The organism is Roseibium sp., from assembly GCF_965229775.1.
Taxonomy (GTDB): domain Bacteria; phylum Pseudomonadota; class Alphaproteobacteria; order Rhizobiales; family Stappiaceae; genus Roseibium.
Genome location: NZ_OZ245929.1, coordinates 5,521,493 through 5,546,545 on the forward strand (window position 1 = coordinate 5,521,493; position 25,053 = coordinate 5,546,545).

At 61.2% G+C, this 25,053-nt stretch carries 26 protein-coding genes; 13 read left to right on the forward strand and 13 right to left on the reverse strand.

All coding sequences use genetic code 11. From position 1 onward, the window contains the following. The first annotated feature begins 21 nt into the window (after positions 1–21). On the forward strand, positions 22–366 hold the full coding sequence (locus tag ACO07N_RS25195) for a GNAT family N-acetyltransferase (RefSeq protein WP_421983632.1): 345 nt from the start codon (positions 22–24) through the stop codon (positions 364–366). 19 nt (positions 367–385) lie between these two features. Here ACO07N_RS25195 and ACO07N_RS25200 read toward each other — a convergent pair whose 3' ends face one another. Together ACO07N_RS25200 and ACO07N_RS25205 are read right to left on the reverse strand one after the other, a co-directional pair. Then, positions 386–1,414 (reverse strand): asparaginase, encoded by a 1,029-nt coding sequence (locus ACO07N_RS25200; RefSeq protein ID WP_421983633.1) that lies wholly within the window; start codon positions 1,412–1,414, stop codon positions 386–388. A 35-nt stretch (positions 1,415–1,449) separates the two neighbouring features. Beyond that, the gene (locus tag ACO07N_RS25205; protein WP_421983634.1) at positions 1,450–2,628 is read right to left on the reverse strand and encodes an aminotransferase; all 1,179 of its coding nucleotides are present in this window, start codon (positions 2,626–2,628) and stop codon (positions 1,450–1,452) included. 268 nt (positions 2,629–2,896) lie between these two features. Between ACO07N_RS25205 and ACO07N_RS25210 the strand changes: the two genes are divergently transcribed. Together ACO07N_RS25210 and ACO07N_RS25215 are read left to right on the forward strand one after the other, a co-directional pair. Then, complete coding sequence (locus ACO07N_RS25210; protein ID WP_421983635.1) at positions 2,897–4,480, forward strand: SulP family inorganic anion transporter; 1,584 nt, start codon at positions 2,897–2,899, stop codon at positions 4,478–4,480. A 171-nt stretch (positions 4,481–4,651) separates the two neighbouring features. Continuing rightward, complete coding sequence (locus ACO07N_RS25215) at positions 4,652–6,469, forward strand: adenylate/guanylate cyclase domain-containing protein (RefSeq protein WP_421983636.1); 1,818 nt, start codon at positions 4,652–4,654, stop codon at positions 6,467–6,469. A 297-nt stretch (positions 6,470–6,766) separates the two neighbouring features. Here the strand turns inward: ACO07N_RS25215 and ACO07N_RS25220 are convergent, their stop codons facing one another. Beyond that, complete coding sequence (locus ACO07N_RS25220) at positions 6,767–7,045, reverse strand: phosphopantetheine-binding protein (protein WP_421983637.1); 279 nt, start codon at positions 7,043–7,045, stop codon at positions 6,767–6,769. 108 nt (positions 7,046–7,153) lie between these two features. After that, positions 7,154–7,495 carry a hypothetical protein gene (locus tag ACO07N_RS25225; RefSeq protein WP_421983638.1) on the reverse strand — a complete coding sequence of 114 codons (342 nt, stop codon included), beginning with the start codon at positions 7,493–7,495 and terminating at the stop codon, positions 7,154–7,156. Positions 7,496–7,869: 374 nt separating this feature from the next. Here ACO07N_RS25225 and ACO07N_RS25230 point away from each other — a divergent pair, with 374 nt between their 5' ends. Beyond that, entirely contained in the window at positions 7,870–8,259 is a 390-nt protein-coding gene (locus ACO07N_RS25230; protein ID WP_421983639.1) for a DM13 domain-containing protein, read from the forward strand. 99 nt (positions 8,260–8,358) lie between these two features. Here ACO07N_RS25230 and ACO07N_RS25235 read toward each other — a convergent pair whose 3' ends face one another. Next, the gene (locus ACO07N_RS25235) at positions 8,359–9,744 is read right to left on the reverse strand and encodes a homospermidine synthase (RefSeq protein ID WP_421983640.1); all 1,386 of its coding nucleotides are present in this window, start codon (positions 9,742–9,744) and stop codon (positions 8,359–8,361) included. A gap of 244 nt (positions 9,745–9,988) precedes the next feature. Here ACO07N_RS25235 and ACO07N_RS25240 point away from each other — a divergent pair, with 244 nt between their 5' ends. Then, positions 9,989–10,831, forward strand: a complete 843-nt coding sequence (locus ACO07N_RS25240) for a hypothetical protein (RefSeq protein WP_421983641.1) — start codon at positions 9,989–9,991, stop codon at positions 10,829–10,831. A gap of 153 nt (positions 10,832–10,984) precedes the next feature. Here the strand turns inward: ACO07N_RS25240 and ACO07N_RS25245 are convergent, their stop codons facing one another. The 3 genes from ACO07N_RS25245 to ACO07N_RS25255 all read right to left on the reverse strand — a co-directional run bounded on the left by ACO07N_RS25245 (position 10,985) and on the right by ACO07N_RS25255 (position 14,119). After that, positions 10,985–11,536, reverse strand: coding sequence for a GNAT family N-acetyltransferase (locus ACO07N_RS25245; RefSeq protein WP_421983642.1), 552 nt, complete (start codon positions 11,534–11,536; stop codon positions 10,985–10,987). Between the two features lie 11 nt (positions 11,537–11,547). Continuing rightward, positions 11,548–12,678 (reverse strand): type III PLP-dependent enzyme, encoded by a 1,131-nt coding sequence (locus tag ACO07N_RS25250; protein WP_421983643.1) that lies wholly within the window; start codon positions 12,676–12,678, stop codon positions 11,548–11,550. A gap of 550 nt (positions 12,679–13,228) precedes the next feature. Further along, entirely contained in the window at positions 13,229–14,119 is an 891-nt protein-coding gene (locus ACO07N_RS25255; RefSeq protein WP_421983644.1) for a LysR family transcriptional regulator, read from the reverse strand. 99 nt (positions 14,120–14,218) lie between these two features. On the opposite strand from ACO07N_RS25255, the gene ACO07N_RS25260 reads away from it, so the two are divergent. From ACO07N_RS25260 to ACO07N_RS25280, 5 genes are all read left to right on the forward strand, one after another. Further along, the gene (locus ACO07N_RS25260) at positions 14,219–14,509 is read left to right on the forward strand and encodes a putative quinol monooxygenase (RefSeq protein WP_421983645.1); all 291 of its coding nucleotides are present in this window, start codon (positions 14,219–14,221) and stop codon (positions 14,507–14,509) included. Positions 14,510–14,579: 70 nt separating this feature from the next. Continuing rightward, positions 14,580–15,590: a zinc-binding alcohol dehydrogenase family protein gene (locus ACO07N_RS25265; RefSeq protein ID WP_421983646.1), complete on the forward strand. Its 1,011-nt coding sequence runs from the start codon at positions 14,580–14,582 to the stop codon at positions 15,588–15,590. A gap of 73 nt (positions 15,591–15,663) precedes the next feature. Then, positions 15,664–16,215, forward strand: coding sequence for a thioredoxin family protein (locus tag ACO07N_RS25270; RefSeq protein ID WP_421984488.1), 552 nt, complete (start codon positions 15,664–15,666; stop codon positions 16,213–16,215). Positions 16,216–16,229: 14 nt separating this feature from the next. Next, positions 16,230–16,610, forward strand: coding sequence for a VOC family protein (locus tag ACO07N_RS25275; protein WP_421983647.1), 381 nt, complete (start codon positions 16,230–16,232; stop codon positions 16,608–16,610). Between the two features lie 349 nt (positions 16,611–16,959). Further along, positions 16,960–17,547 carry a YceI family protein gene (locus tag ACO07N_RS25280; RefSeq protein ID WP_421983648.1) on the forward strand — a complete coding sequence of 196 codons (588 nt, stop codon included), beginning with the start codon at positions 16,960–16,962 and terminating at the stop codon, positions 17,545–17,547. Positions 17,548–17,553: 6 nt separating this feature from the next. On the opposite strand, the gene ACO07N_RS25285 is transcribed toward ACO07N_RS25280, so the two are convergent. Together ACO07N_RS25285 and ACO07N_RS25290 are read right to left on the reverse strand one after the other, a co-directional pair. Next, positions 17,554–18,552 carry a hypothetical protein gene (locus tag ACO07N_RS25285; protein WP_421983649.1) on the reverse strand — a complete coding sequence of 333 codons (999 nt, stop codon included), beginning with the start codon at positions 18,550–18,552 and terminating at the stop codon, positions 17,554–17,556. A 157-nt stretch (positions 18,553–18,709) separates the two neighbouring features. Beyond that, entirely contained in the window at positions 18,710–19,672 is a 963-nt protein-coding gene (locus tag ACO07N_RS25290) for an EF-hand domain-containing protein (RefSeq protein WP_421983650.1), read from the reverse strand. Positions 19,673–19,897: 225 nt separating this feature from the next. Between ACO07N_RS25290 and ACO07N_RS25295 the strand changes: the two genes are divergently transcribed. Further along, positions 19,898–20,653: a response regulator gene (locus ACO07N_RS25295; protein ID WP_421983651.1), complete on the forward strand. Its 756-nt coding sequence runs from the start codon at positions 19,898–19,900 to the stop codon at positions 20,651–20,653. Between the two features lie 26 nt (positions 20,654–20,679). Further along, positions 20,680–22,092, forward strand: coding sequence for an ATP-binding protein (locus ACO07N_RS25300; RefSeq protein ID WP_421983652.1), 1,413 nt, complete (start codon positions 20,680–20,682; stop codon positions 22,090–22,092). A gap of 4 nt (positions 22,093–22,096) precedes the next feature. On the opposite strand, the gene ACO07N_RS25305 is transcribed toward ACO07N_RS25300, so the two are convergent. Beyond that, positions 22,097–23,296, reverse strand: a complete 1,200-nt coding sequence (locus ACO07N_RS25305; RefSeq protein ID WP_421983653.1) for an alpha/beta fold hydrolase — start codon at positions 23,294–23,296, stop codon at positions 22,097–22,099. A gap of 170 nt (positions 23,297–23,466) precedes the next feature. On the opposite strand from ACO07N_RS25305, the gene ACO07N_RS25310 reads away from it, so the two are divergent. Then, positions 23,467–23,703: a hypothetical protein gene (locus ACO07N_RS25310; protein ID WP_421983654.1), complete on the forward strand. Its 237-nt coding sequence runs from the start codon at positions 23,467–23,469 to the stop codon at positions 23,701–23,703. An 11-nt stretch (positions 23,704–23,714) separates the two neighbouring features. Here ACO07N_RS25310 and ACO07N_RS25315 read toward each other — a convergent pair whose 3' ends face one another. Beyond that, positions 23,715–24,122 (reverse strand): (R)-mandelonitrile lyase, encoded by a 408-nt coding sequence (locus ACO07N_RS25315; RefSeq protein WP_421983655.1) that lies wholly within the window; start codon positions 24,120–24,122, stop codon positions 23,715–23,717. 16 nt (positions 24,123–24,138) lie between these two features. Then, positions 24,139–25,050, reverse strand: a complete 912-nt coding sequence (locus ACO07N_RS25320; protein ID WP_421983656.1) for a DMT family transporter — start codon at positions 25,048–25,050, stop codon at positions 24,139–24,141. Between the last annotated feature and the right edge of the window lie 3 nt (positions 25,051–25,053).

A 25,053-nucleotide genomic window follows, 5' to 3' on the forward strand; every position in this document is an offset into this window, starting at 1 on the left:
TATGCCCCCCTGAAAGCGCGTTTGCCGGATCTCCCCGATGTCTCCGGCGGACTTGAGCAGGAGATCACGGAACGGATCGTGCTCGTTGCCGAAGTCGAAGACGACGTTGCCGGCTGCGCGGTTGTGAGCATCGACGGCACAAGCGCACATCTCGTCAACATAGCCGTCGACCCGGATTTCAAGGGCAAGGGTATCGGCAGGATCCTCCTGGAAGCCGTTGAAGACCGCGCCCTCCGGGACGGGGCAACCGGCATTGCCCTGGCAACGCATGCCGGCATCCCGGAAAACGTTGATCTTTACCGGCACCTGGGCTGGAGTGAAACATCAAGAAACGGAAACAAGGTTTTCATGAAAAAGAACCTTTAGCCTTCGACCCGAGCTGTTCTCACGGGAGTGCAGCCTTCAGCTCATCCAGGAAATCCGGTCTGGGCTTGATGTGTCCAGCCTGCGCACCGCGCCGTGTCAGGACCGGCGGATTGACGAGACCGTCCAGCAGAACGGCTTCGTCCTCGTTGAGATCCATCAGCGCTTCCAGGACGGTGGCCATCATGACTTCGGCTGCCCGTGTCGCACCATCGTCGCACTTCAGCGCGACCCCGAAGCCGAGTTCGGGAATGGCCGCGCAAAAGACGCCCTCCGCGCCGGTCTTGACGAAGACCCGTCCCCTGAAGCCTTCCATGACCCTGGTGCAGAAGCGCCCTGCACCGGCGACCATGTAGGGTTCGTTGATACACGCATCGTAAATCTGCCGCGCCGCGTCCGCGCGCAAGGGTTCCAGCCCTTCACCGGTCCCGAACGTGGCAAAAGCCCCGGCAAAGCTCTTCAAGGGGGACGCATAGGTGGGGATGGAACAGCCGTCGACGCCGCACACATCTTCCGTGAGCGTTTCTCCGGTCATCTGCTCCATGGCACGACGGACTTCGCGCTGCACGGGATGGGACGGATCGATATAGCCCTGTGTCTCGACGCCCATGATCCTGGCAAGCCCGAGAAAACCGGCATGCTTGCCGGAACAGTTGTTGTGGAGCCCGCACGGTGTTTCATCCGAAAGGATCAGTTTTGCCGCATCTTCCATGCGCTGCGGCCACTGCGGACCGCATTCCAGATCGTCTTCGGTCAGTCCGGCCTTCAAAAGCATGACGCGCGCGGCATTGGCGTGGACTTCTTCGCCGTTATGCGAGGCGCACGCCAGTGACAGTTCCGCATCCGTCAGGTCCAGCGCTTCAGCCGCCCCGGACTCCACGAGCGGCAACGCCTGCAGCGCCTTGATGGCCGAGCGCGGGTAGACCCGTGCCTCGATATCGCCGATCCCGCACACGAGTTTGCCCTGAGCGTCGGCAATCGCGACGGAGCCGCGATGAACGCTCTCCGTGAGGCTGCCGCGCGTCACGTCCACAAGCGCCGGATTTTCCATGGAGTTTCTCATGCTGGTCTACTGGTCGTTAAAGGCTAAGCGGATTCGCTGCGGGCTGCAGTCAAAAAAGCTGACAGCCGCGCCAGCGCTTCGTCGATGACCCAATCCTGCTTGCAGAAACAGAACCGGACAAATCCGGTCGGCGCGTTGCCTCCGTAAAACGCCGACACCGGAACGGCGGCAACCCCGGCCTCCGTCACAAGTCTCTGGCAAGCCTCCACATCCGTGGTGCCGAGCCCGAGCCTTTCGAAGCCACAGGTCAGAAAGTAGGTCGCTGCGCAGGGCAGCACCGTGAAGCCGATCGCCTCAAGACCCTTGGCCATCCGGTCCCGCTTCTGCGCCAGGTCGAGGGCCAGCCCCTGGTAATAGCTGTCATCCTTGCGCAAGCCGTAGGCGACAGCGCGCTGCAGGTTCGGCGGTGTCGTGAAGGTCACCCACTGGTGCGCCTTGCCGATCGGGTCGAGCAGTTCTGCCGGTCCGGTGATGTATCCGACCTTCCAGCCGGTCAGCGAGAACGTCTTGCCGGCCGATCCGATCCGCACCGTTCGCTCGCGCATGCCCTCGAACGTCATCAGCGGACGATGCTCCGCACCGTCGAAGACAAGGTGTTCATAGACCTCGTCACAGATCGCGTAGGCATCATGTTCCCGGCACAGATCACAGATGAGCTGCAGTTCCGCCTCTGAAAACACCTTTGCCGTCGGGTTCATCGGATTGTTGATGAGGATGGCCTTGGTCTTGTCCGAAAACGCGGCGCGGAGCGCCTGTTCGTCCAGTGTCCAGGAAGGCGGGCTGACGCGAACCCGCACAGGCACGCCGCCCGCGCGCCGGACCATCGGCAGGTAACAGTCATAAAGCGGTTCGATCAGCACCACCTCGTCACCCGGCGACACCAGCGCCATGATGCAGTCCGCAAGCGCTTCGGTTGCGCCGGACGTCACGATCACCTCGCTCTTAGGATCTATGTCCAGTCCGTAAAAACGGCTGTTGGCTTCGGCAACCGCTTCCCGCAGCTCCGGCAGTCCCAGCATCGGCGGATACTGGTTCGGCCCCTCGACAAGCGACCGGGCTGCCTCTTCGCGGATATCCTGCGGTCCGTCGACATCCGGAAACCCCTGCCCCAGGTTGACAGCATTATGCGCCATCGCAAGCCGGGACATGGTTTCGAAAATGGTTGTTTCGATACCGGTGAAAACCGGATTGGTCGATTTCATGACGTCTCCAGACCTTGTTTCGCATGGTTCTAGTCTTCCATCGAACGACAGTCGAGCAATTTCCTTCCGCCTCGAGCCGCGTGTCATTTGACTCACTTTGGCGCAGAAATTCGCCGCAGCCGCCGTTTCCTGCATGGCAGCCATTCGTCGCCGCTCTTGCTGCATTGCAACAAATCGATTAGAAAGACCTGAATTGATTTAGGTCAGTAATTGTGTCCCAGTCCGGCTGGGCGACCGTCTCACCGAACAAAACCGACTGGAGCCCGTCTTGACAGCACGTGCCGGGGCCGCTGTGCCTGTACAATCGACCAAACTGGATGCCTCGCGCATCAAAACCGAATTGCTTGCGGGTCTGACGGTTGCACTGGCGCTCGTGCCCGAAGCCGTTGCCTTTGCCTTCGTGGCGGGCGTCAACCCGCTCGTCGGCCTGTACGCGGCCTTCTTCGTCGGGCTGATCACCGCCTGTATCGGCGGACGTCCGGGCATGATCTCCGGCGCGACCGGCGCACTCGCCGTCGTCATGGTGTCGCTCGTTGCTCAACACGGTGTCGAATACCTGTTCGCGACCGTTGTCCTGATGGGGATCCTGCAGATCGGCGTCGGCGTTCTCAAGTGGGGCAAGTTCATCCGCATGGTCCCGCACCCGGTCATGCTCGGCTTCGTCAACGGCCTCGCGATCGTGATCTTTCTGGCCCAGCTCGGGCAGTTCAAGGTTCCTGACGGCGCCGGCGGCCTGACATGGATGGGCGGCTCCCAGCTCGTTCTCATGCTCGGCCTCGTGGCACTGACCATGGCGGTGATCTGGCTGCTGCCCAAGATTACGACGGCATTCCCGGCGCCGCTTGCCGGCATTCTGGTTGTCTCGGGCCTCGTGCTCGGCTTCAACCTCGACACACGCTCGGTCGGCGATCTCGCCTCGATCGCCGGCGGACTGCCCGAATTCCACATTCCGATGGTCCCACTGACGCTTGAGACGCTACAGATCATCCTCCCCTACGCGGTGATCCTGGCCGCCATCGGCCTGATCGAGTCGCTGCTGACGCTCAACCTTGTCGCCGATCTCACCAACACCAAGGGCGGTGCGTCCAAGGAGTGCCTTGCCCAGGGGTCTGCCAATATCGTCACCGGCTTTTTCGGCGGCATGGGCGGCTGCGCGATGATCGGGCAATCGATGATCAACGTGAAATCCGGCGCAAGAACCCGCATTTCCGGTATTGCCGCTGCCCTGTTCCTGTTGTCCTTCATCGTCATTGCTTCCCCGCTCATCGAGCAGATCCCGGTCGCGGCCCTTGTCGGCGTCATGTTCATGGTCGTTATCGGCACTTTCGCCTGGGCGAGCCTGAAGATCGTTCACAAGATCCCGCTGACGGATGCGCTGGTCATGGTCATCGTGACCGCTGTCACCGTCTATGCCGACCTTGCGGTCGCTGTCGTCGTCGGCGTGATCATTTCCGCTCTGGCCTATGCCTGGAACGCGGCCAGCCGCATCAGCGCACGCATCGGCACGAGCAAGGAAGGCTGGAAGGTCTATCGCCTGTCGGGGCCCCTCTTCTTCGGATCGACCACCGGTTTCGTGGACCTGTTCAACCCGCAGAACGACCCTGACGATATTGTTGTCGACTTCATGGAAAGCCGCGTCGTCGATCACTCCGGGCTTGAGGCAATCGACGCGCTGGCATCCAAGTACGAGGCAGCCGGCAAGCGCTTGCACCTGCGTCACTTGTCACCCGACTGCAAGAAGCTCCTCGCCAAGGCGGGCAATCTGGTCGAAGTCTCGGTTCTGGAAGACCCGGACTACGAGATTGCGGTCGATTACGGTCAGACGTTCGAGGAACCTGCGAAGTCTGCCTGACGGAAATCTTCCGCCAAACCAAATCGAAAGGCTCCGGAAGACGATGTTTTCGGAGCCTTTTTCTGTGTTTCCTCTTAACAATACCCCCTATAACGCGCCTCCGGGCAAACACGGCGGCGATTTTGCGCTATTAATTTGACGAAACACTTGAATGTGTATCGGGAAATCACCGTGCTGTTGCGCAACAAGCTCTTCATTACGCCGACCCTGGCAACCGTCATCGGGACATTCGTGGTCATCACCGCTGCCGCGATCCTGATCATTCAGGCCATGACATCCGAGCGCGTCATTCGGCAGCTGGGCGGCAGCCTGGTGGATCTTGGCATGGACACCTCGGAAGCCGCCTTCATCGAGCAGCTGCATGCCGTGACCGAGACGGCGAACTACACCCGTGCCAGTTGGGAAAGCGGCGAGCTGACGTTCGACGACCCGGATCATCTGGTCGGATACATCTACGGCGCGCTGGCCCCGCAGGACCGCGTCTCCTTCATGATCATGGTCGACAGCGACGGGATGGGCGTCGATGTTGATCGCGGAGACGCCGACGGTGAAATTCTCGGCGGCGACGTGGACCTTGCCGCAGACATCCCCAGCCTTACACCGATCCTGATAGAAGCCTCGAACAGAAAGGATCCTTTCTGGAGCGAACCGCTCTACATGCCGACCCGGAACCACACCTATTTCATCTACACACACCCGTTTCACTCCGGAGGCGCTTATCGGGGAAGTTTCCTGATCGGCATGTCGCTGGAACGGATCTCGGACATCACCTGGTCGATCTCGACCGACGACATCACCGTGTTCCTCATGAAGGAAAAATCGGAAGAGGTCGTCGCGCATCCCATGCTGGAAGACCATTTCGAGGAACTGAACGAAGAAGCCCCGCTCCTGCATGTCAGCCAGATCTCGGATTTTTTCCTGTCGGATTTCTCCAGCCTGCAGATCGTTGACAACAAGGACTACAACATTCCGGACGGCATGGAGTTGCGCACGGGCCTGGATAATGACGGCGACAAGCGTTTCATCATCATCGAGCACGAAAATGACAACCTCAAGGGATTGCCGGCGCGCATCGGCATTCATTTTCCCGCGGAGTATCTCGACCAGCCGCTCCAACAGCTTCTGGTCGCCATCGTTGTCGGCCTTGCACTGCTCGTGATCTCGCTTCTGGGCGCGATCATGCTCGCGCGCAGGATTGCCAAGCCCATTCGCAGGGCAGCCGCCGCGGCAACGGACGTTGCCGACCTGAACCTCGACCGTGTGGAGCCGCTCCCCTCCTCCATCATCAGGGAGCTTGACGACCTGTCCAGCGGTTTCAACTCCATGGTCGGTGGATTGAAGGCGTTCAATCGCTACGTCCCGCGCACCCTCGTGCAGAAACTCCTTAGCGAAGGGCGCGCGGACGTCCTTCCCGAGGAACGCGAGGTCGCCGTTCTCTTTACCGATATCGCCGGATTCACGTCGGTCTCCGAAGGCCTGTCGGCAAGCGAAACCGCGGCCTTCGTCAACCACCATCTGTCCCTGCTCGGAGCGGAAATCACCAGGCTGGACGGAACCATCGACAAATATGTCGGCGACAGCGTCATGGCGTTCTGGGGCGCCCCTGATCACCTGGACAATCCGGCAGAGCCCGCAGCTCGTGCAGCGCTGGCCATGGCCCACGCCATCCGCGCGGACAACGTGGAGCGGAACAGGCGCAACGAACCGCCGGTGCGTGTCCGCATCGGCCTGCACATGGGACCGCTCATCGTTGGCGATATCGGCGCGCCCGGACGCGTCAACTACACGGTTATCGGCGACACGGTGAACGCTGCGGCGCGCCTTGAAAATCTCGGCAAGGAAATCGACCCGGAGGCAGACGTCATCATTCTCGCGTCAGGCGAGATCGCCCGCGGCCTCGGCACCGGGATCCGTCAACAGCCCATCGGGCCGCACATGGTGAAGGGCAAGAGCGCGCCGATCGACGTCGTCCGGCTGCTGCCGGATTGAACATGGCCGGCGCTGCGGGATACTCCAGGGTTCGGACCCATAAATGAGGCGGAAATGGTTTGAGGCGGATTGCTTCTCCTCAAGGAGCGGAAGCGCAGGAAATGTGGTTCATTTTCAAGCCTTTCGCGACGCCGGGGAGGCGCAATCCGTTCAAATCCGAAGGACATGGAAATGGCTTCACCCCGTGGCGTCAGTGTGCTTGACCGGGCAGGAAGCCCGCTCCGCGCACCCTTCCTGACGGGATCTCGCCATTTCGCATGCCATTTCAGTCGCATTTGTGGGTCCGCACCCTAACCCCTACCCGGAATAGGGTCGCGCTTGCCCGTAGCCGACCGATTTTTCGATTGCGCCCGCAAACGCTCCGAAGGTCCACTCGCCGTCCTGGTTCTCGATTGCGGCAAAGGTGTCGCGGGGCAGACAGCAGCCGATTTCGCGCTCGATCGCCATGATCAGTCCGATCGCGTCCAGGCTGTCTGCACCCAGCTTGCTCAATGTGATATCCGGCGTAATAACCCAATCGGCGAGTTTGAGATCCCGCGCAATAACCGCCTTAACTTTCTCAGAAATTTCCGACATTTAGACCCTAATGAATATTTTTGTGCGTACATAAAAAGAGACACGCAAAAATAGCATCGAGGTTGCAGAGGGGCAATCTCCGGGCCGGTAAAATCTTGGCGATAGACGTTACCGGGTTACAGCCGCGCCTTCTTCGGCCCGCGCTTTCGACAGTCTTGTTGCCAGAAGATGAGCGGCTGCACAGGCAAGAAACACGGCCGCGAGCCCGATTCCCAGATCGATCATTGCCGGATAGGGAAGCCGGAACGCGAATTCGAAGATTTCGATGAAACTTGCCGTGAAGGCCACGAACAGGCCACCGGCCGCCAGGAACGCGGCCCCGTCACCGGCCAGAAGGCCGCGGCGCCGTTTCGACTGGAACAACCGGGAAACCAGGTAGTAGCCGAGAACACTCAGGAAGAAAGCAGTCAGGGCTGCAAGGAGCAACCCCAGATCCAGAAAGAAGGTCATGATACCAATCCCGCCTCGTTTCAATGAAAGCAATTTTGCGCGGCATCCCGCAGAGACGTACCGATAACGCTACAGGGCGTGTCATGTTGCGGAAGCTGCCAGTGCCGCGCCCGCTTAGGTAGGTGCGCGTGGCAGCGCAAACCAGCAGCATGAATGAGATTTAATCTTCGCCGGAGGACATGCGCGCCATGGAGCCGGCCGTTCCGGTCTTGATCCAGGCGCGCGCCGGTAACTCGCATCTCCCCGTCTTGTGAGATTTCTGGAGGGGAATGTGCGTTTCAAATAGGAGTGCGCGGAACAATCTTAAGCCCTGCGGCCGCATGGCCCGATACAGACAAACCGTTCCGAACACTCCGACAGGTCAGGACAGCATGATGAAGAACCGCAGACAATTCCTCGCCCTCACCACAGGCCTGGCCGCGACCACGCTGGTGGCGACAGCAGTGCCCGGCTTCGCAGGCAGCAGCCGCTCGGGCAGTTTCTCCGGTCGAAGCAACCATGTCACGACCGGCAAAACGGAACTCAGCAGCAACAGCGTCGTGCTTCAGAGCAACTTCAGTCTCGATGGCGCGCCCGACCCGCGTGTCGGCCTCGGCAAGAACGGGAAATACGATCCGAAGGCGGATCTCGGTGCCTTGAAAAAGCTCACCGGCAAGCAGAGCTACCGGATCGGCAATGGTATCAAGGCTTCGGACTACAACGAGGTCTATATCTGGTGCCGCAAATTCAACGTCCCGCTCGGCGTCGCCAAGCTCGGCAACTGACGCCGTCAGCACATTGAGCAGCCCCGGCCCTGAGCCGGGGCCAATGATTTGCAGAGGTCCCGGATCAGGTCCGGGACTGCTCAGACTTTTAAGACGCGATCACCGGACCAGGATGTTCTTGAACTGCCAGGGGTCCTTCTTGTCGAGGTCCTCCGGGAAAAAGCCCGGACGTCCGTCAAGCGGTGTCCAGTCGGTGTAGTAGCCCTTCACGGGGCCGAGATACGGCATCTGGATTTCAAGGCAGCGCTTGTAGTCCATCTCGTCCGTTTCAACGATGCCCGCCTGCGGGTTTTCAAGTGCCCAGACCATTCCGGCAATCACGGCCGAAGTCACCTGCAGGCCGGTGGCGTTCTGGTAAGGTGCCAGCTTGCGGGTCTCCTCGACCGAGAGCTGGGAGCCGTACCAGTAGGCGTTCTTCTTGTGGCCGTAGAGCAGCACGCCGAGTTCGTCGATCCCGTCCTGGATCTCGTTTTCCTCCAGAACATGCAGCTTGTCCTGCACCTTTCCGGCCGCCCCGAAGAGTTCGTGAAGCGAAAGAACGGCATCGTTCGCCGGATGATAGGCATAGTGGCAGGTCGGCCGGTAGGTGACCTTCTTGCCGTCTTCCAGCGTGAAATAGTCGGCAATCGAGATGGACTCGTTGTGGGTAACCAGGAAACCGAATTGCGCGCCGGGCGTCGGACACCAGGTCCGGACCCGCGTGTTCGCGCCCGGCTGTTCCAGATAGATCGCCGCGTTGCAGCCCTTCTTGTGGCTCTTGGCGTTGGCAGGCTTCCACTTTTCATGCGTTCCCCAGCCAAGCTCGGACGGCTGGAAGCCTTCGGACAGGAACCCTTCCACGGACCATGTGTTCCAGAACGTGTTCGGCGGCTTCGCCTCCTTGGCCCGCTGCGTGTCGCGCTCGGCGATGTGGATCCCCTTGACGCCGGTCTTCTTCATCAGCTTCGCCCAGCCCTTGCGGTCCGTCGGCTCCTTGAACTTGACGCCGGTCTCCGTGGCAATGTCGACAAGGGCTTTCTTCACAAACCAGGACACCATGCCGGGGTTGGCTCCGCAGCAGGAGACCGCCGTGGTGCCGCCGGGTTTCTTCTTCCTTTCCTTGCGCACGGTTTCGCGTAGCGCGTAGTTCGTGCGATCGGCAGCCGGTGCATTTTCGTCGAAATAGAACCCGAGCCAGGGTTCAACGACAGTGTCGATGTAGAGGACGCCCAGTTTCCGGCAGAGTTTCATCAGGTCGAGCGAGGACGTGTCGACCGAGAGGTTGACCACGAAGCCCTGCCCCTCGCCCTCGGTCAGTAGCGGCGTCAGGATGTCTTTGTAGTTGTCCGGTGTGAGCGCCACTTTCTGGAACTTGTAGCCCTTGCCGGTCACGAGTTTCGCGTCGGTGTCGACCGGATCGATCACCGTGAAGCGGGACTTGTCGAAATTGAAATGGCGCTCGATCAGCGGAAGCGTCCCTTTGCCGATCGATCCGAGACCGATCATGACCAGCGGTCCGGTGATGGTACCGTGAACCGGATACGCGCTGGAAGCGGCTGAGGTTTTGGGTGCTGCCTTCTTTGCCGGTGCCTTGCGGGGCGCAGCGGGTTTCGCAGCCGCGGGCTTTGGTGCCGCCTTCCGGGTCGCAGGTTTGGCTGCTGCCGGCTTTGCGGCTGCAGTTTTCGGAGCCGCCTTGGCCGCAGCGGGTTTGGCAGCTGCGCTCTTCGGAGCTGGCTTGGCTACTGCGGGTTTGGCTGCTGCACTCTTCGGTGCAGCCTTGGCTGCAGCAGGTTTCGCGGTCGCGCTCTTCGGGGCCGCTTTGGCGGTGGCTGATTTTGCCGCCGCCTTGGCCGCTGCAGGTTTAGCAGATGCGCTCTTCGGAGCGGCCGCGGTTGCTGCCGGTTTTCTCGCTGCGGGTTTGCTTGTTGTTTTCGCCGCGGCGCTTTTCACAGCCGCCTTGTCTGTCGCGGATTTGGCAGCTGCACTCTTCGGAGCCGCCCTCGTCGCTGCAGGCTTTGCCGCCGGTTTGCGTGCTACCGGTTTCGCCGCCGCGCTCTTCGGCGCGGCCTTGGTTGCTGCAGGTTTGGCAGCGGCGTTCTTCGGTGCCGCTTTGGCCGCAGCGGGTTTAGCAGCTGCATCCTTCGGTTTGGCCTTGGCCGCAGCTGGTTTGGCTGCCGCGCTCTTCGGAGCAGCCGCGGTTGCTGCCGGTTTTCTCGCTGCGGTCTTCGGGGCCGCTTTGGCGGTGACTGGCTTTGCCACCGCCTTGCCCGCTGCAGGTTTTGCTGCCGCGCTCTTCGGGGCGGCCTTGGCTGCTGCGGGTTTGGCGGTTGCGCTCTTCGGAGCCGCCTTGGTTGCTGCCGGTTTCGCTGCCGCGCTCTTCGATGCGGCCTTCGCTGCAGCAGGTTTTGATGGAGTACGCTTCGTCGCAGCCTTGGCCGCAGCGGGCTTTGCCGTCGAGCCCTTGGAGGCAGGTGTTTTGGAAGTGGAAGCCTTTGATCCTGCAGATCTCGCTGCCGCTGGCTTGCGGGCTGCCCGCGTCTTGGGTGCGGCCTTTTTCGGCGTGCCGCCGCTGGATTCATCGGTCAAGTTCTGAACTCCAATTTTACGGTGCCTCATCCTTCGGAGGGTTCAACCGTCTCCATCCCTCAAAGTGGAAGCGCACTTATTGCGCTTTGATTAACCTCTGACGGTTTTTGGGCCTGATTTCAAGACCGGACAGTGCATTTTCGGAAGATGACAATGGCAATCACCCGGCCAACGCGAAATCACGTGCGCCCATATCGGCATCAACCGGCATCGTGGCAACCGTATCTTCCATGGCCTTCAGTTCTCCCCTGAGCGCCGAGGTGCGTCCGGATAGGAGATCTAGTCCCAGGAACCGGTGCCGCTCAAAAGGCCCCGGCAAGGCGGCACGATCGAGCTTGCCGGACAAGAAACCGAACCGGGCGTAGTAGGCCAGGTCACCGACAAGCACCACGGAGCCGTGTCCGAACGCGGCGGCCTGGTTCAGCGCGTGGCGCATGAGCCGGTCACCGATTTTCAGGCCCCGCACGTTCGCGGAAACCGCCAGGGGTCCCAGCAGCAAGCTCGGCTTCCCCGCCTCGTCCCCGACCAGCCAGAGCCGCACGGTACCAACAAGGGTGCCGTGCTCATCCAGTGCAACAAACGCAAACACAGGCGATCTGCCTTCGCGCAGGCGCTCACAGGTCTTGAGGTGGCGGTCTTCGCCGAAACACTGGTCAAGCAGGGTTTCGCGGGCGCTGAAATGCTCCAGCGCCTCATTCACGATCATGATCATGACTGCCGACCCTAGATGACGTGAGACGCCAGCGGTGCGAAACCGTTGAAACCCACGGACGAATAGGTCGTCGTGTAGGCTCCGCACGCTTCAATCAGGACCTTGTCGCCAATGGACAGGCTGACCGGCAGCTCGTAAGGCGTTTTCTCATAGAGGACGTCGACACTGTCACAGGTCGGCCCGGCAAGGACACAGGGTGTTGTCCGGTCCCCGTCACGAGGTGTGCGGATCGGGTAACGGATCGCCTCGTCCATGGTTTCGGCGAGACCGTGAAACTTGCCGATGTCGAGATAGACCCAGCGAATTTCTTCCTGCGCGGATTTCTTGGAAATCAGAACTACTTCGGCCTCGATCATACCGGCATTTCCGACCATGCCCCGGCCCGGTTCGATGATGGTGGATGGCAGCCGGTTGCCGAAATGCTTCGACAGCGCCTGGAAAATCGCCTCGCCATAGCGCGGCACGCCGGGCACGTCTTTCAGGTAGCGGGTCGGAAATCCGCCGCCCATGTTGACCATCTTCAGCTCGATACCGCGCAGCGCCATTTCCCGGAAGACGCCTGCCGCCATGGCGAGAGCGAAATCCCAGGCTTCGAGATTGGCTTGCTGGGAGCCGACATGGAAGGAGACGCCGTAGGCCTCGAGACCGAGCCGGTGGGCGTGTTCCAGGACGTCGGGTGCCATGTCCGGGTCGCAGCCGAACTTGCGCGAAAGCGGCCATTCGGCGCCGACACCATCGCACAGGACGCGGCAGAAGACTTTTGATCCCGGGGCAACGCGGGCGATTTTTTCGACTTCTTCGATGCAGTCGACGGCAAACAGCCGGACGCCGTGGTCAAAGGCACGCGCAATGTCCTTCTCCTTCTTGATGGTGTTGCCGTAGGAAATACGCTCCGGCGCCGCACCCGTTGCCAGCACCATTTCGATTTCGCCAACGGAAGCGCAGTCGAAGCACGAGCCGAGGCTTTCCAGCAGCGAGAGGATTTCCGGCGCTGGATTGGCCTTCACGGCGTAGTAGACCGACGTGTCCGGCAGGGATCTGGCGAAAGCGTGAAAATTGTCGCGGACGATGTCGAGATCGACAACGACGCAGGGTCCGTCGTCGTCGCGTCGTCGCAGGAAGTCACGGATGCGCTCGCTCATGGGGATCACCCCTTTCAAATCTGGCCGCAGGCGCGCGAAATCCGGTTGGCGCGCTGCAGTTCTCGTCGCAGGGTGCCGCAATACGCACCGGGCCTCCCCCGGGATGGAACCGGAGGCCGGGTTGACTGCAGCGACGGTCGGGCGAAAGCGGCATCATGAATGCACGCAAGCGCTTTCCCGCGTCGGGAATGCCGTTGATTGGATCGGAGATACCGAGCCGCACGTCGGGCAAGGATGTAACAAGTGCCTCTTCAGTGACGCCGGAGGTTGGAAACCCCGGCAGAGACCAAAAAAGCCCTCTTACGTCGTTGCTTTAAGCCGTACGGATCTGCTGCCCGCCCCTTGGCGGTTTTTGTGGCAGCAGCCCCTTAAGAGATGTTTCAACCATCCCATGAACGACCACGGGCACGTGCGAATTTGGGCGAGCGGTGTATGCGCTTCTTTCGCGTCTGGCGCAAGTGAAATCTGAGGGGAATGCGGATTTTTTTGAGATTGCTCCGGAAAAGGACGACAGGCGATGCAGCAATGCAACGGCACTTGGCGCACGCGCTCAATAGACGGCCCTGATCGTCCTGATGAGATGATCGGCGAAAGCGCGGACCCGGCGTGGCTGCGCCCGGCTTGGCGGGAACAGGACATGCAGGGGTGAATTCGGCGGTTCGAACTCCGGCAACAGGGCAACCAGACGCCCTGCCCTGATGTCATCGGCGCAGTCGAATTCGGACTTCAGCGCAATGCCGCGTCCTTCCAGCGCCCATTCACGGACCAGAGCTCCGTCATTGGCAATCAGCTTGCCGGAAACGGTCACGGTGTGCGTCACACCGCCTTGAACGAACTCCCATGTGTTGTCGATATTCTGTCCGAAACGCATCAGCAGGCAATCGTGGTCTTTCAGGTCGGCGGGCACCCTTGGCGCCGCATGTGTTTCAAGATAGCCGGGAGACGCACACAGGAGGCGCTTGCGCGATGCCACGTGTTTGACCCGCAACGAGCTGTCGCTGATCGCGCCGAAGCGAACCGCAAGATCAATGCCCAGGCCGACGATATCGACATAGCCGTCGGACAGGTGGAGATCGATTGAGATCAGGGGGTGTTCGGCCTGGAACCCCGCAATCGCGCCGGAAATGACATGGCGTCCCAGATCTTCCGGAGCACTGAGCCGGATGAGCCCGGACAGCGTGGTCGCGCCCGTCCGGATCCGGGTGTCGAGTTCGTCTACCTCGCTGAGCACGGTGCGCGCACCTTCAAAAAGCGCCCGCCCCTCTTCCGTCAGGCTGATGGAGCGTGTCGTCCGGTTGAGCAGCACGACGCCGTAATGCGCTTCAAGCGCCGCCAGCCTTTCCGACACGGTTGTCGGCGCTAGGCCTGCCTCGCGTGCCGCCGCGGCCAGGCTGCCCTTCTCGATGATCAGCACGAACAGGGAAATGTTGTCGATGAGCATTATACGGAAATTCCGGATTGTCTCTGCGCATACTGCCCGTTTATCCGAGAGCGTCAAGGAATTAGATAGGGCATCACACACCGAAATGGAGACACCGACATGACCCAACTCACCATCGTCGCCAACATCAAGGCCAACCCGGACAAGATCGACCTCGTGAAAACCGAACTGCTCAAGCTGATCGAAATAACGCGCAGCGAAAACGGCTGCATAAATTACGACCTTCACCAGGACAACGAGAACCCCGCGCACTTCATGTTCTACGAAAACTGGGAAAGCCGGGAACTCTGGCAGATCCACATGAACGCGCCGCATCTGGCCGCCTACATGGCCGCCACCGAAGGCGCCGTGGCGGATTTCACGCTGAACGAGATGACCGTGATCGGCTGAATGCGTTCTGCCGTGGGATCCGGCAAGCGGACCTCAGAAACCTCCCTTGAATCACTTTGAGAACAAGACAATGAAAGCCGTTGCACTGACTCGCTATTTGCCGATCGACGACCCTGAAAGCTTCCAGGATGTCGACCTCCCGAAACCGGTGCCGGACGGGCGCGACCTGCTGGTGGCGGTGAAGGCCGTTTCCGTCAACCCGGTCGACACGAAAGTGCGTGCCCCCAAGGGTACGGTGGAAGAGACACCGCGCGTTCTTGGATGGGACGCAGCCGGGATTGTCGAGGCGGTCGGCCCGGACGTGACGCTGTTCAAGCCCGGCGATGAAGTCTACTACGCCGGAGACATCACCCGGGCGGGCTCCAACTCGGAGTACCAGCTGATCGACGAGCGGATCGTCGGCGTGAAACCCAAGACGCTCGGCTTTGCCGAAGCGGCCGCTCTGCCGCTGACCACCCTGACAGCCTACGAATCCTTTTTCGACCGGCTGGGGATCGACCGCAACGGCGGCAATTCGGGTGAAAGCCTTCTGATCATTGGCGCGGGCGGCGGTGTCGGATCGATCGGTATCCAGCTTGCCAAGGCCGCCGGTCTGAAGATCATCGCCACGGCATCGCGGCCCGAAACCTCGGCCTGGGTGACGGAACTGGGCGCGGACCACGTCGTCAATCACAGACAGGACATGGTCGCACAGGTCCGTGCCCTTGGCTTTGAGAGCGTCGACCACATCGCCATCTTCAACGACATGCGTCACTGGGAAACGGCCGTGGAACTGATCCGGCCCCAAGGCGGCATCGTCACCATCGATGACACCAACCTGCCGATGCCGATGGACAAGATGAAAATGAAAGCCGCCAGCCTTCATTGGGAATTCATGTTCGCGCGCGCCATGTTCCAGACACCCGACATGATCGAGCAGCACAAGCTGCTGACCTATGTCGCCGGCGAGATCGACGCAGGCCGGATCCGCACGACGCTCGACACGGTTCTCTCCCCGATCAATGCGGAAAACATGCGCAAGGCCCATGCGCTTGTTGAAACGGGCACCGCAAAGGGCAAAATAGTGCTTGAAGGTTACTGACAGCAGGCTGGCGCAGCCGGGTGACCGGCTGCACCGGCCCGTTTGGGTCGTCCGCGAAACGAAAGGCAATCAGATGGCCGCACTTCAACCGCCCGTCTGCGACTTCGGTTGGCAAGCTCCCGATTTCACGCTCCTGGGCACCGATGGCAGGCATCACGGCCTGAGCGATGTGGCCGGTGAAAACGGCACGCTGGTCATGTTCATCTGCAATCACTGTCCGTTCGTACTGGCGATACTCGACAAAATCGTCCGTGACGCGCACGAATTGAAGGAACACGGCATCGGCATTGCCGCCATCTGCTCGAACGATCCTGTCTCCTACCCGGCGGACAGCTACGAGAACATGCAGCTGATGGCCGAAAGACACGGCTTTCCGTTTCGCTATCTGCACGATGCGGACCAGACCGTCGCAAAGACCTACGACGCCGTCTGCACCCCCGATTTCTTCGGTTTCAACAAGGATCTCGGCCTTCAGTATCGCGGCAGGCTTGACGCCACGCGCATGGGCGCTTCGCCCTCGGACTTGCGCCGCGACCTCTTTGAGGCCATGAAACAGATAGCTGAAACCGGTCGGGGTCCTGAAGACCAGATCCCCTCGATCGGCTGCTCAATCAAATGGAAGTAACCCCGGGCGGAAACATGCAGATCCACCAACTCAATCACGTCAACCTGCGCACGACGCAGCTGGACACCATGATTTCCTGGTATCAGGACGTCCTTGGCCTCACGTCCGGCCCAAGGCCGGATTTTCCCTTTCCGGGGGCCTGGCTCTACGCCGGCGACACGGCCTATGTGCATCTCGTCGGGCTTGACGGAGACGCCGGGACCGGATCGGAAGTGGAGCTGAAACTGGAACACTTCGCCTTTTCCGCAACCGGAGCGGAGGAATTCGAAGACCGGCTGCGCCAACGCGGCGAGACCTACCGCAAGTCTGAACTGGCGGAACTCAACCTCGTAGCGATCAATGTCTGGGATCCGGACGGCAATCACATTCACGTTGATTTTCGCACCAGCGCCTGATCAGCCCCGGAAAACGGTTGCTTCCTGCAAAGTCTGCGCTAGGTGATGGACTCATAAATGAGGTCGAAATGGCATGCGAAATGGCTAAATCCCGTTAGGAAGAGTGCGCGAAGCGGGCTTTCTGCCCGGTCAAGCACACTGACGACACGGGGTGAAGCCATTTCCATGTCCTTCGGATTTGACCGGATTGCGTCTCCTCCGCGTCGCGAAAGGCTTGAAAATGAACCACATTTCCTGCGCTTCCGCTCCTTGCGGAGAAGCAATCCGCCTCAAACCATTTCGGCCTCATTTATGAGTCCATCACCTAGCTACCACCCGGTCGATTGAACCAGCTGGACGGAGGTCAGACATGATCCGAACCCTTGCAGGCACTGCTGCCATTGCCCTTGCCGCCACACCTGCCTTGGCCGAGCCGCACCGGTATGAACTCGACCCGACCCACACGACGATTGCGTTCATGGTCGATCACATAGGCTATGCGGACACGCTCGGTGTGTTTCTCGATTTCGAGGGCGGTTTCACCTATGACATGGACACGCAGGAACTCACCGACGTCGAGATCACGGTAAAGACCGCGAGCGTCCAGTCCTTCAACGAAGCGCGCGACAACCATGTCCGCAACAAGGATTTTCTGGACGTTGAACAGTTCCCTGTGATGACGTTCACCGCCGGCAGCGGAACGCCGGCAAGCGACACGACCGGAACCGTGACGGGCAACCTGACGCTTCTGGGCAAGACGCAGCCCCTGACGCTCGATGTCACGCTGAAAAAGGCTGCCGATTACCCCTTCGGCCACAAACGCTTCACGCTCGGGATCAGCGCGACAGGCACGGTCCAGCGCAGCGTTTACGGCATGACCTATGCCGTCGATAACGGATTTGTCGGTGATGACGTTCAGCTGATCATCGAGACGGAGGCCATGCGCGTCGACGGGTAATCCGCGTCAGACGGCCTTGTCCATGAGCGGCTGCAGGGCCGGGTGAATGTTCGGGCTCTCCTCGCGAATGAACCGCAACAGCGCCTTTTCATTTTCATGAAGAACGCCGTCGCGTCCGATACGCTCGACCAGCCAGGACGCCTCGTCCTCGCTCACGGTTTCATTCGCGGCAATTTCGGCCTCCATGGATGCCCCCCGTGCCGCGAACGGATCGTTGACCGCATAGGAATCGCGAATTCCGCTGACACCGCCGCTGATCATCTTGCGGAAGAAACCGCCAAGTCCGCGCTCGTAGCCGCCGGGTTGGTTCAGCCAGTCCTCGCGGGCAAGCGCGACGTCGCGCGACGGCGGCGTGAACCCGGACATGGCCATCAAGTGATTGGCGACCGCCTTTGAGAACAACTCCGACCACGAAGGTGCGTTTTCGGCTTCGACCGTGGCATCGTTCAGATCGAACAGGATCTCCGCCTCGGCCTTCGAGATCGCGACGCCGCCGCAGCCTGCTCCGGCGTAGAGAACCCGCCGCAGGATCTCCACTTCTCCGTCCGAAATGACACCGGGTTTCAGATCATTGCCTGCCCGCGTCGCACCGCTTCCGGAGATGACGGAATGGCTCACTGTCTTCAGGGCGAACTGCTCCAGGCTCTCCGGGGCTTCGCGGGCCTTCTCCAGCACATGCAGCACCGCATCGAGTTCCGTGCGGCTGCAGACGTGGCCGTCCGCCTCGATCTGGCCGATCAGCCAGGCCGCGTTTTCATCCGAAACATAGCCTTCCGGGCGCGCCTGATTGACCAGGATGTCGGCGATGGCCTCTGGGAAGAGTTCATACCAGGTGTCCGCATAGGTCAGCTCGGCATCGTTCAGCCGGAACAGCGCGGCACCTTCCTCCAGGGAGACGGCCATGTCGCCGTAGATGAAACGCCGGAGCGTGATGACATCGTCCGCATCCACGTGCCCGGAGGCGATCTTTGCGGTGACAAATTCATTCAAATCGGGCTTGGCCATGGTTTCCCCCTTGGAGACTTTGACAGGGACTTTGGCGCGAAAACCTTGATATTCCGGTAACAAAAAAGGGAGCCACGAAAGTGGCTCCCTTATCGTCTTCCCGCACTTGGGGGCATTGAAACGCGGGAAGACAGACCGGTTTCACGTCAGGGGCAAATCAGCCGCGGTGCTTCTTGCCCTTGCCGCCTTTCTTGCCGCCCTTGAAGTCGGCTTTGGTGATCACGCCGTCCTTGTTGCGGTCCGCGCGCTTCATCAGGTTGTCGAGGCGTTTTCCGGCTTCTTCCTGGGTGATGCCGAGGCTGCCGTCTTCATCGGCACGCTGGAACATGTCGACAATCCGGTTCTCGTTGACGGCCAGCCACAGCGGACCGAAATCCTCAAGCGTGAAGGAACCGCTGGAATTCGTGTCGGCCAAAGCGAACAGTTCGGCCCGCCGCGCGTCGAAGTCTTCCCGGGTCACGGAACCGCTGCCGTCGGTGTCGAACAGCGCCATGAACATGCGGCCATGGCCGCCACGGCCGCGCCGCTCACCGCGCTCGCCACGTTCGCCGCGTTCGGCACGCTGCTGGCGTTCGCCGTTTTCTGCGGCTGCTTGATTGCGCTGGCCGCGAACACGCTCAACGGTCCCGTTGCCATCGCGGTCAAGCCGGTTGAACATCCGGTTTGCGACCACGTCGACCTCTTCCTGGGTCACGGTGCCGTCACCATCGGTGTCCAGGAACTGGAAGGCGCGGACCATCCGGTCACCGGAGCGATCCAGGAACTGGGCCTTGAATTCCTCAAGACTGATCTCGCCGTTTCCGTCGGCATCCGCCGTGGTGAAATCTGTCGTTCTGACTTCCGCGATCTCGGCTTCGGTGATCACACCGTCCTTGTTCACGTCAAAACGTTCGAACATGCGTTCGGCGCGCTGCTTGTGGCCGCCGCGACCGTGGCCGCGGCCCCATTTGCCGCGTTCACCCTTGTGCGCGACCTGCTCGCTCTGCACCTGCTTGATCTGTTGCCCCCCGTTCCCTGCCGCATCGCCGCTTTGTGCGAATGCAGGCAGGCCGGCCGTCAGCGCGGTTCCCGCGACACTCGCAGCCAAAGCGGTGATTGCAATTTTCTTGAACGGTTTCATTAAACAACTCCTTGGTTCGTCGATGAACACAAGGTAGGAGGCGTTTGTCGCAGAAATACCCGCCGCAAGGCGCTTAAGTGTCGCCATCTGTCCCCAATTGGCCCGGCGACACACTTTGTTACAAGTTCCGCTCGAAAGTTGCGCTGCCTGTTATTATTTTTGCAGTAGAAACAGACACCTTGCCGGCCGGAACGCAGCTTCTTGCGTACAGCCGGCGCAGTGCAGATGGCAATCGCAAGACAGGAGAGACGCGTGAGCGATCCCAGTCCGCATATCCTCGTGGTGGACGATCACCGCGACATCAGAGAGACGCTGGCCCGCTATCTGGTCAAGAACGGGCTGCGGGCGACAGCCGCCGAAAGCGCCGCCCACGCGCGCAAGGCCCTCAAGGCCGCGTCGATCGACCTGGTCGTGCTCGACATCATGATGCCGGGTGAGGACGGCCTGTCGCTCTGCCGGCACCTGGTCGAAACCGGTTCGATGCCCGTCATTCTCCTGACGGCGATGGCCGACGACACCGACCGTGTCATCGGCCTGGAAATCGGCGCAGACGACTACGTGACCAAGCCCTTCAATCCGCGCGAACTGCTGGCCAGGATCCGGGCTGTGCTCAGACGCACGTCCCTTGTTCCCAAGGAGCGTGATCCGATCGAACAGGAGATGCTTCATTTCGACGGCTGGGCTCTGAACATTTCCAGGCGCGAACTCGCGGACCCGGAGGGAAATGCAGTGCCGCTTTCCAGCGGCGAATTCCAGCTGCTGTGCGCGTTTCTGAAGCGCCCCAAGATGGTTCTCAATCGCGACCAGCTGCTTGATCTGACAACCGGCAGGACACCCGGTGTGTTCGACCGGTCCATCGACAATCAGGTGTCGCGGCTGCGGCGCAAGATCGAGGCAGACCCGAAAGACCCAAGGATGATCAAGACCGTCTGGGGCGGCGGCTACATGTTCACCGCCGAGGTCAGAGACCAGGTGGAATGAATTTGCCGGCCGCCGTCACCAGGATAATGCAAGCGCTGTGGCCGAAGTCTCTGGCCTCGCAGCTGATTCTGCTGCTGCTCGCCGCAATCTTTGCGGCGCAGGCGCTGAGCATCCTGATCTTCCATGATGAGCGCCGCATTGCCCTGGTCGCGGCTGCGAGAGACAACCTGCTGGCCCGGTCCGTATCGGTCGCCGAATTGCTGGAGGACACCCCGCCCGGCCTGCAGGATCGCATTCTGGAAGCCAGCAGCAGCCGCTTTGCGGTCTTCTGGCTCGGCGATACCCCGCTTGCTCCTGCCCCCGGAACCTCCGGTTTCGAAGAGCGCCTGCAGGGATACCTGTCCAGCCGCCTGCATCATGGTCAGGCGGTTCATCTCAACATTCTCGCCGACGAAAAGCGGGGCCCCAAGGCCAGACGGGACCGGGACGGCGATCAGGACGCGGCAAGCTGGCGGTCCGTTCCCAAGCGGGAGCGTCCCCGCAACCTCCGCAAGATCATGAACAAGCCGGAAGACCTGTCGCTCTCCATCCAGATGACCGATGGACGCTGGCTGAATGTCGCAACGAGCTACCGCCCGCCCCCGGGCGCCTACATCCCGCTGCTGGTCCAACTCGGGATCACTTCCGTCCTGACGGTGCTGATCATCGGCTTCGCGGTGCGCAGGGTCACGAAGCCGCTCAAGACCCTGTCCGCATCCGCCGAGAAATTCGGCCGCGGCGAGGAACTGGAACCGCTCGATCCAAGCGGCCCGCGCGAAGTCCGTGCGCTGACGTCTTCCTTCAATGACATGCAGGACAGGCTGACCCGGTTCGTCAAGGACCGCACGCGCATGCTGGCCGCGATCAGCCATGACCTGAGGACGCCGATCACCTCGCTCCGGATCAGGGCCGAATTCATCGACGACGACGAAAACCGCGAGAAGATGATCGAAACCCTCGACGAAATGGCTGCCATGACCGAGGCGACGCTCCGCTTTGCAAGGGATGAAGCCCATGCCGAAGGCGCGGAGGAAACGGACCTCGGTGCGATGCTGGAAAGCCTTGCGGGCGACCAGCAGGATCTCGGCCATGTCTGCAGCGTGACGCTCGATCAGCCGATCATGCTCAGCTGCCGGCCTGTCGCTCTCAAGCGGGCCCTGCGCAACCTGATCGAGAACGGCATCCGCTACGGCGGCGGCGTCTCCATCGCCGCGCGGATCCGGGACGGCGAAGTCATCATACGGGTTTCCGATACCGGCCCCGGCATTCCCGAGGACCGGCTGAAGGACGTGTTCGAACCGTTTGTGCGGCTGGAGGAATCCCGGAGCGAGGAAACCGGTGGCATCGGCCTCGGCCTCGCTATATCCCGCTCGATCATTCATGCGCACGGCGGCACGGTCACCCTGCAGAACGGCCCGGACGCGGGTCTCGTCGCCGAGGTGAGGCTGCCGACGCGGTAGCGCTCTATGTCGTGGGTTTGTCCCGTTCCAGAAATTCCACCTGCGCATCGACGATCTGCCGCCAGGCCGGATCCGAGGGCAGATAAACGTGATTGTTGCTCTCGACCTGAAGAAATTCCGCCCCGGCGATTCCGGAGGCAAGCAAACGGCCCTGAGAGACCGGATGAACGGCATCGGCGCTTGCGTGAATGATCAGGGTCGGCACCTTCACTTGCGGCAGGTAATCGGAAACGTCGAACTGGTCAAAGGCGGTCCTGATTGCGGCTGCATTTTCTGCTGACGTGGAAGCAAGCTGGATCTCGACCATGTTGTCCATCTCCTCCTTGGAGGCCCCGGGACAAAAGACGGATGTGAAGGCAACCATGAAGGGGCTGTCGGGTTTTCCCCACCCGGAACGGATCAGCGCCATCAGCGCATTGGCTTCCTCGCTTGCATATTGATGGTCGCGCCGCGAACGCCCCTGAACGAAACCACCATACAGAATGAGCCGGCTGACCCGCTCGGGATAAGTGGCAGCAAAGACGATTGAAATGGGCACACCCTGGGACGCGGCGATGAGCGGGAACGTTTCCAGGCCCGCAGCATCAACGACCGCCTTGAGATCGGCCACATAGTTATGGATCTCCGTTCCCTTCAGCACGGCATCCGACAGTCCGGTGCCCCTTTGATCGTAGCGCACGAGGCGATAGCGTGCGCTGAGTTCCTGGAGATAGGGGCCCCAGACCGGGCTGGACCAGTCCTTCTCCAGATGGGTCAGAAAGTGCCCGGCCCTGACGACGGCAGGTCCTGCACCCGATTGCGCATAGGCAATCGAGGTGCCGTCCTCCGACTGCGCGAAATGAATGGTCTGCATGCGTTTTGCAGTCGAGTTGCCGGAGGGCGTCTGGATTGCCGTATTTGTGCTGACCGGGGCAACCAGTTCCAGCCCCCTGCGCTGCACCGTGCGAATGACCGCCTGTGTCTTGCCGTTGTCTCCGACGGCGGTTCTCGCTGCGTTGATCCGGGCGCTGATCGTGGCCTCCGAAACGATCCTGCCGTTCCACACGCGCTCAATGAGCGCGTCTTTCGAAACAAGTTTCCCGGCGTTTTCGGCAAGCAGGCACAAGAGTTCGAACACCTGCGGCTCGACCGGAACTTCCGTTCCAAGTCTCTGAAGCTGATAGCTTTCCGTGTCCAGGACGCAATCTGCAAATTCGTAGCGCACGCAGTCCCCCAGCGGCGGTGTTCAAGCCATGGAACAGTACTGGAAGTGCATAGCCGGTGCAATTTGCCCGGCCGAAAATCAAGGAAAACACAAGGTGTTCTAAAGGTTCTCTTCAAGCAGCCACCGTCCCGTTCGCGCATGCTCCCTTCATCTGATCAAGGAGCAGCACAATGACCGAACAGACAAGCCCCTACCGGACTTTGGAAAACGGAGCGATAGACCTTGCCTATTACGACAGGCGCGCCAGACAGATCCGCAGCGCGGATGCGTTCAGCGCCTGCCGATTGCTCCGGGATTTGCTGCAAGCCTTACCGCGCAAGCTGACCGTCACGCTTGAATCGGCCCTCCGCAGCCGAGCTTCGATTGAAGAGCGCAAGGGCGAACCTGCCGCTCTCCCGGCTGTTTGAACGTCGTGGCGCTACGCCTTGGAGTACGTCGCCTCGTCCACCGGCTCGAGCCAGTCCGCCACCGCACCATCAAGGCCTTCCTGGATGGCCAGATGGACCAGCGCGGTCTGCGGGCCCGCGCCGTGCCAGTGCTTCACATCCGGCGGGATCCAGACAACGTCGCCCGGAAGGATCGGCAACTTGTCCTGGCCCCACAGCTGAACGAAGCCGGCCCCGTCCAGAACCTGAAGCGTCTGCCCGAGCGGGTGGGTGTGCCAGTTGGTGCGCGCGCCCGGCTCGAAGGTGACCTTCAGCGCCCTCACCCGCGCCGGAGCAGGCGCTTCGATGACCGGCTCCTGCCAGACCGTGCCGGTGAAATAATCGGAACTCGCGCGCTTGCTCGGCCGGGAACCGGCCTTGTAGACGGTCAGAAAACTCATCAATCCACCTCGCCCGTTAGGTCGTCTTCTTCAGGGGCTTCGAAGCCCGCCCGCTTCCGGGCCAGTTGATCAGAACAACACCTGAGATGGCAAGGCATATCCCGGCCAGCGTTTCCGCATCCAGTCTTTCCGACAGGAACACCACGCCCAGAAGAACGCCGACCCCGGCGCGAAGATAGGCCTGACTGGCCGTCCCCATCGCGCCCAGCGTCACCAGCAAGCGGAAATAGATCAGGAAAGCCAGGGCCGTGCAGACCGTTCCGAGAATGATGGCGGACGCCCAGCCGGTGACGCCCGGCTGCAACATCCACGGCGCCTCGGTGACAAGGCTCAGCGGCACGAGGACGATCGAGGAGCAGATCAGCATGCCCGTGGCCGGAACGATCGGCGGCACGCCCTTGAAGAGCTGGCCGCGCAGCGCGGCCACGCCGTAGAGCGCAGCGCTCAGGAAAACGGCAAGCTGGGGAATTAGGTTCTGCCCGAGATCCCGCAACGCACCGACGCCGATGATCAGGACAACGCCGCAAAACCCGAGCAGCGCACCGGCAAGCTGGCGCCCGCCGACGGGCTGGGACCGTTTCAGAAGGAAGAAGGAGATCGCGAACACCCAGAGCGGCGACGTGGAGTTGAGCACGCTGGAAACGGCGGTTCCGGCATATTGCTGACCCCAGGCAAGCAGCAGCCATGGCCCGGTGCCGTTCAGGAGGGACTGGACGAAGAACAGCCGCCAGCTCTTGCCGTCAAGGGGCAGCCGGATGCCTCGAAGAGCCATGACCAACAAAAGGATGGCAGAGGCCAGCGTGACGCGCAACGCCATCAGTGTCGCCGGCGGGATCGTGTCCAGCGCCAGGCCGATCCACATGTAGGAGGACCCCCACAGGAGCGCGAGAAGCCCGAGCAGCGCGTAGTCGAAACTGCGGTTTGGCATGAA

What these genes read in the sequence shown, in the direction of transcription:
- ACO07N_RS25220 (WP_421983637.1), bottom strand. Translation starts at nt 7,045, where the DNA reads ATGTCGGAAATTTCTGAGAAAGTTAAGGCGGTTATTGCGCGGGATCTC.
- ACO07N_RS25315 (WP_421983655.1), bottom strand. Translation starts at nt 24,122, where the DNA reads ATGAGTTTTCTGACCGTCTACAAGGCCGGTTCCCGGCCGAGCAAGCGC.
- ACO07N_RS25260 (WP_421983645.1), top strand. Translation starts at nt 14,219, where the DNA reads ATGACCCAACTCACCATCGTCGCCAACATCAAGGCCAACCCGGACAAG.
- ACO07N_RS25280 (WP_421983648.1), top strand. Translation starts at nt 16,960, where the DNA reads ATGATCCGAACCCTTGCAGGCACTGCTGCCATTGCCCTTGCCGCCACA.
- ACO07N_RS25205 (WP_421983634.1), bottom strand. Translation starts at nt 2,628, where the DNA reads ATGAAATCGACCAATCCGGTTTTCACCGGTATCGAAACAACCATTTTC.
- ACO07N_RS25295 (WP_421983651.1), top strand. Translation starts at nt 19,898, where the DNA reads ATGGCAATCGCAAGACAGGAGAGACGCGTGAGCGATCCCAGTCCGCAT.
- ACO07N_RS25250 (WP_421983643.1), bottom strand. Translation starts at nt 12,678, where the DNA reads ATGAGCGAGCGCATCCGTGACTTCCTGCGACGACGCGACGACGACGGA.
- ACO07N_RS25285 (WP_421983649.1), bottom strand. Translation starts at nt 18,552, where the DNA reads ATGGCCAAGCCCGATTTGAATGAATTTGTCACCGCAAAGATCGCCTCC.
- ACO07N_RS25290 (WP_421983650.1), bottom strand. Translation starts at nt 19,672, where the DNA reads ATGAAACCGTTCAAGAAAATTGCAATCACCGCTTTGGCTGCGAGTGTC.
- ACO07N_RS25235 (WP_421983640.1), bottom strand. Translation starts at nt 9,744, where the DNA reads ATGATCGGTCTCGGATCGATCGGCAAAGGGACGCTTCCGCTGATCGAG.
- ACO07N_RS25265 (WP_421983646.1), top strand. Translation starts at nt 14,580, where the DNA reads ATGAAAGCCGTTGCACTGACTCGCTATTTGCCGATCGACGACCCTGAA.
- ACO07N_RS25270 (WP_421984488.1), top strand. Translation starts at nt 15,664, where the DNA reads ATGGCCGCACTTCAACCGCCCGTCTGCGACTTCGGTTGGCAAGCTCCC.
- ACO07N_RS25230 (WP_421983639.1), top strand. Translation starts at nt 7,870, where the DNA reads ATGAAGAACCGCAGACAATTCCTCGCCCTCACCACAGGCCTGGCCGCG.
- ACO07N_RS25225 (WP_421983638.1), bottom strand. Translation starts at nt 7,495, where the DNA reads ATGACCTTCTTTCTGGATCTGGGGTTGCTCCTTGCAGCCCTGACTGCT.
- ACO07N_RS25320 (WP_421983656.1), bottom strand. Translation starts at nt 25,050, where the DNA reads ATGCCAAACCGCAGTTTCGACTACGCGCTGCTCGGGCTTCTCGCGCTC.
- ACO07N_RS25310 (WP_421983654.1), top strand. Translation starts at nt 23,467, where the DNA reads ATGACCGAACAGACAAGCCCCTACCGGACTTTGGAAAACGGAGCGATA.
- ACO07N_RS25275 (WP_421983647.1), top strand. Translation starts at nt 16,230, where the DNA reads ATGCAGATCCACCAACTCAATCACGTCAACCTGCGCACGACGCAGCTG.
- ACO07N_RS25300 (WP_421983652.1), top strand. Translation starts at nt 20,680, where the DNA reads ATGCAAGCGCTGTGGCCGAAGTCTCTGGCCTCGCAGCTGATTCTGCTG.
- ACO07N_RS25245 (WP_421983642.1), bottom strand. Translation starts at nt 11,536, where the DNA reads ATGATCATGATCGTGAATGAGGCGCTGGAGCATTTCAGCGCCCGCGAA.
- ACO07N_RS25255 (WP_421983644.1), bottom strand. Translation starts at nt 14,119, where the DNA reads ATGCTCATCGACAACATTTCCCTGTTCGTGCTGATCATCGAGAAGGGC.
- ACO07N_RS25200 (WP_421983633.1), bottom strand. Translation starts at nt 1,414, where the DNA reads ATGGAAAATCCGGCGCTTGTGGACGTGACGCGCGGCAGCCTCACGGAG.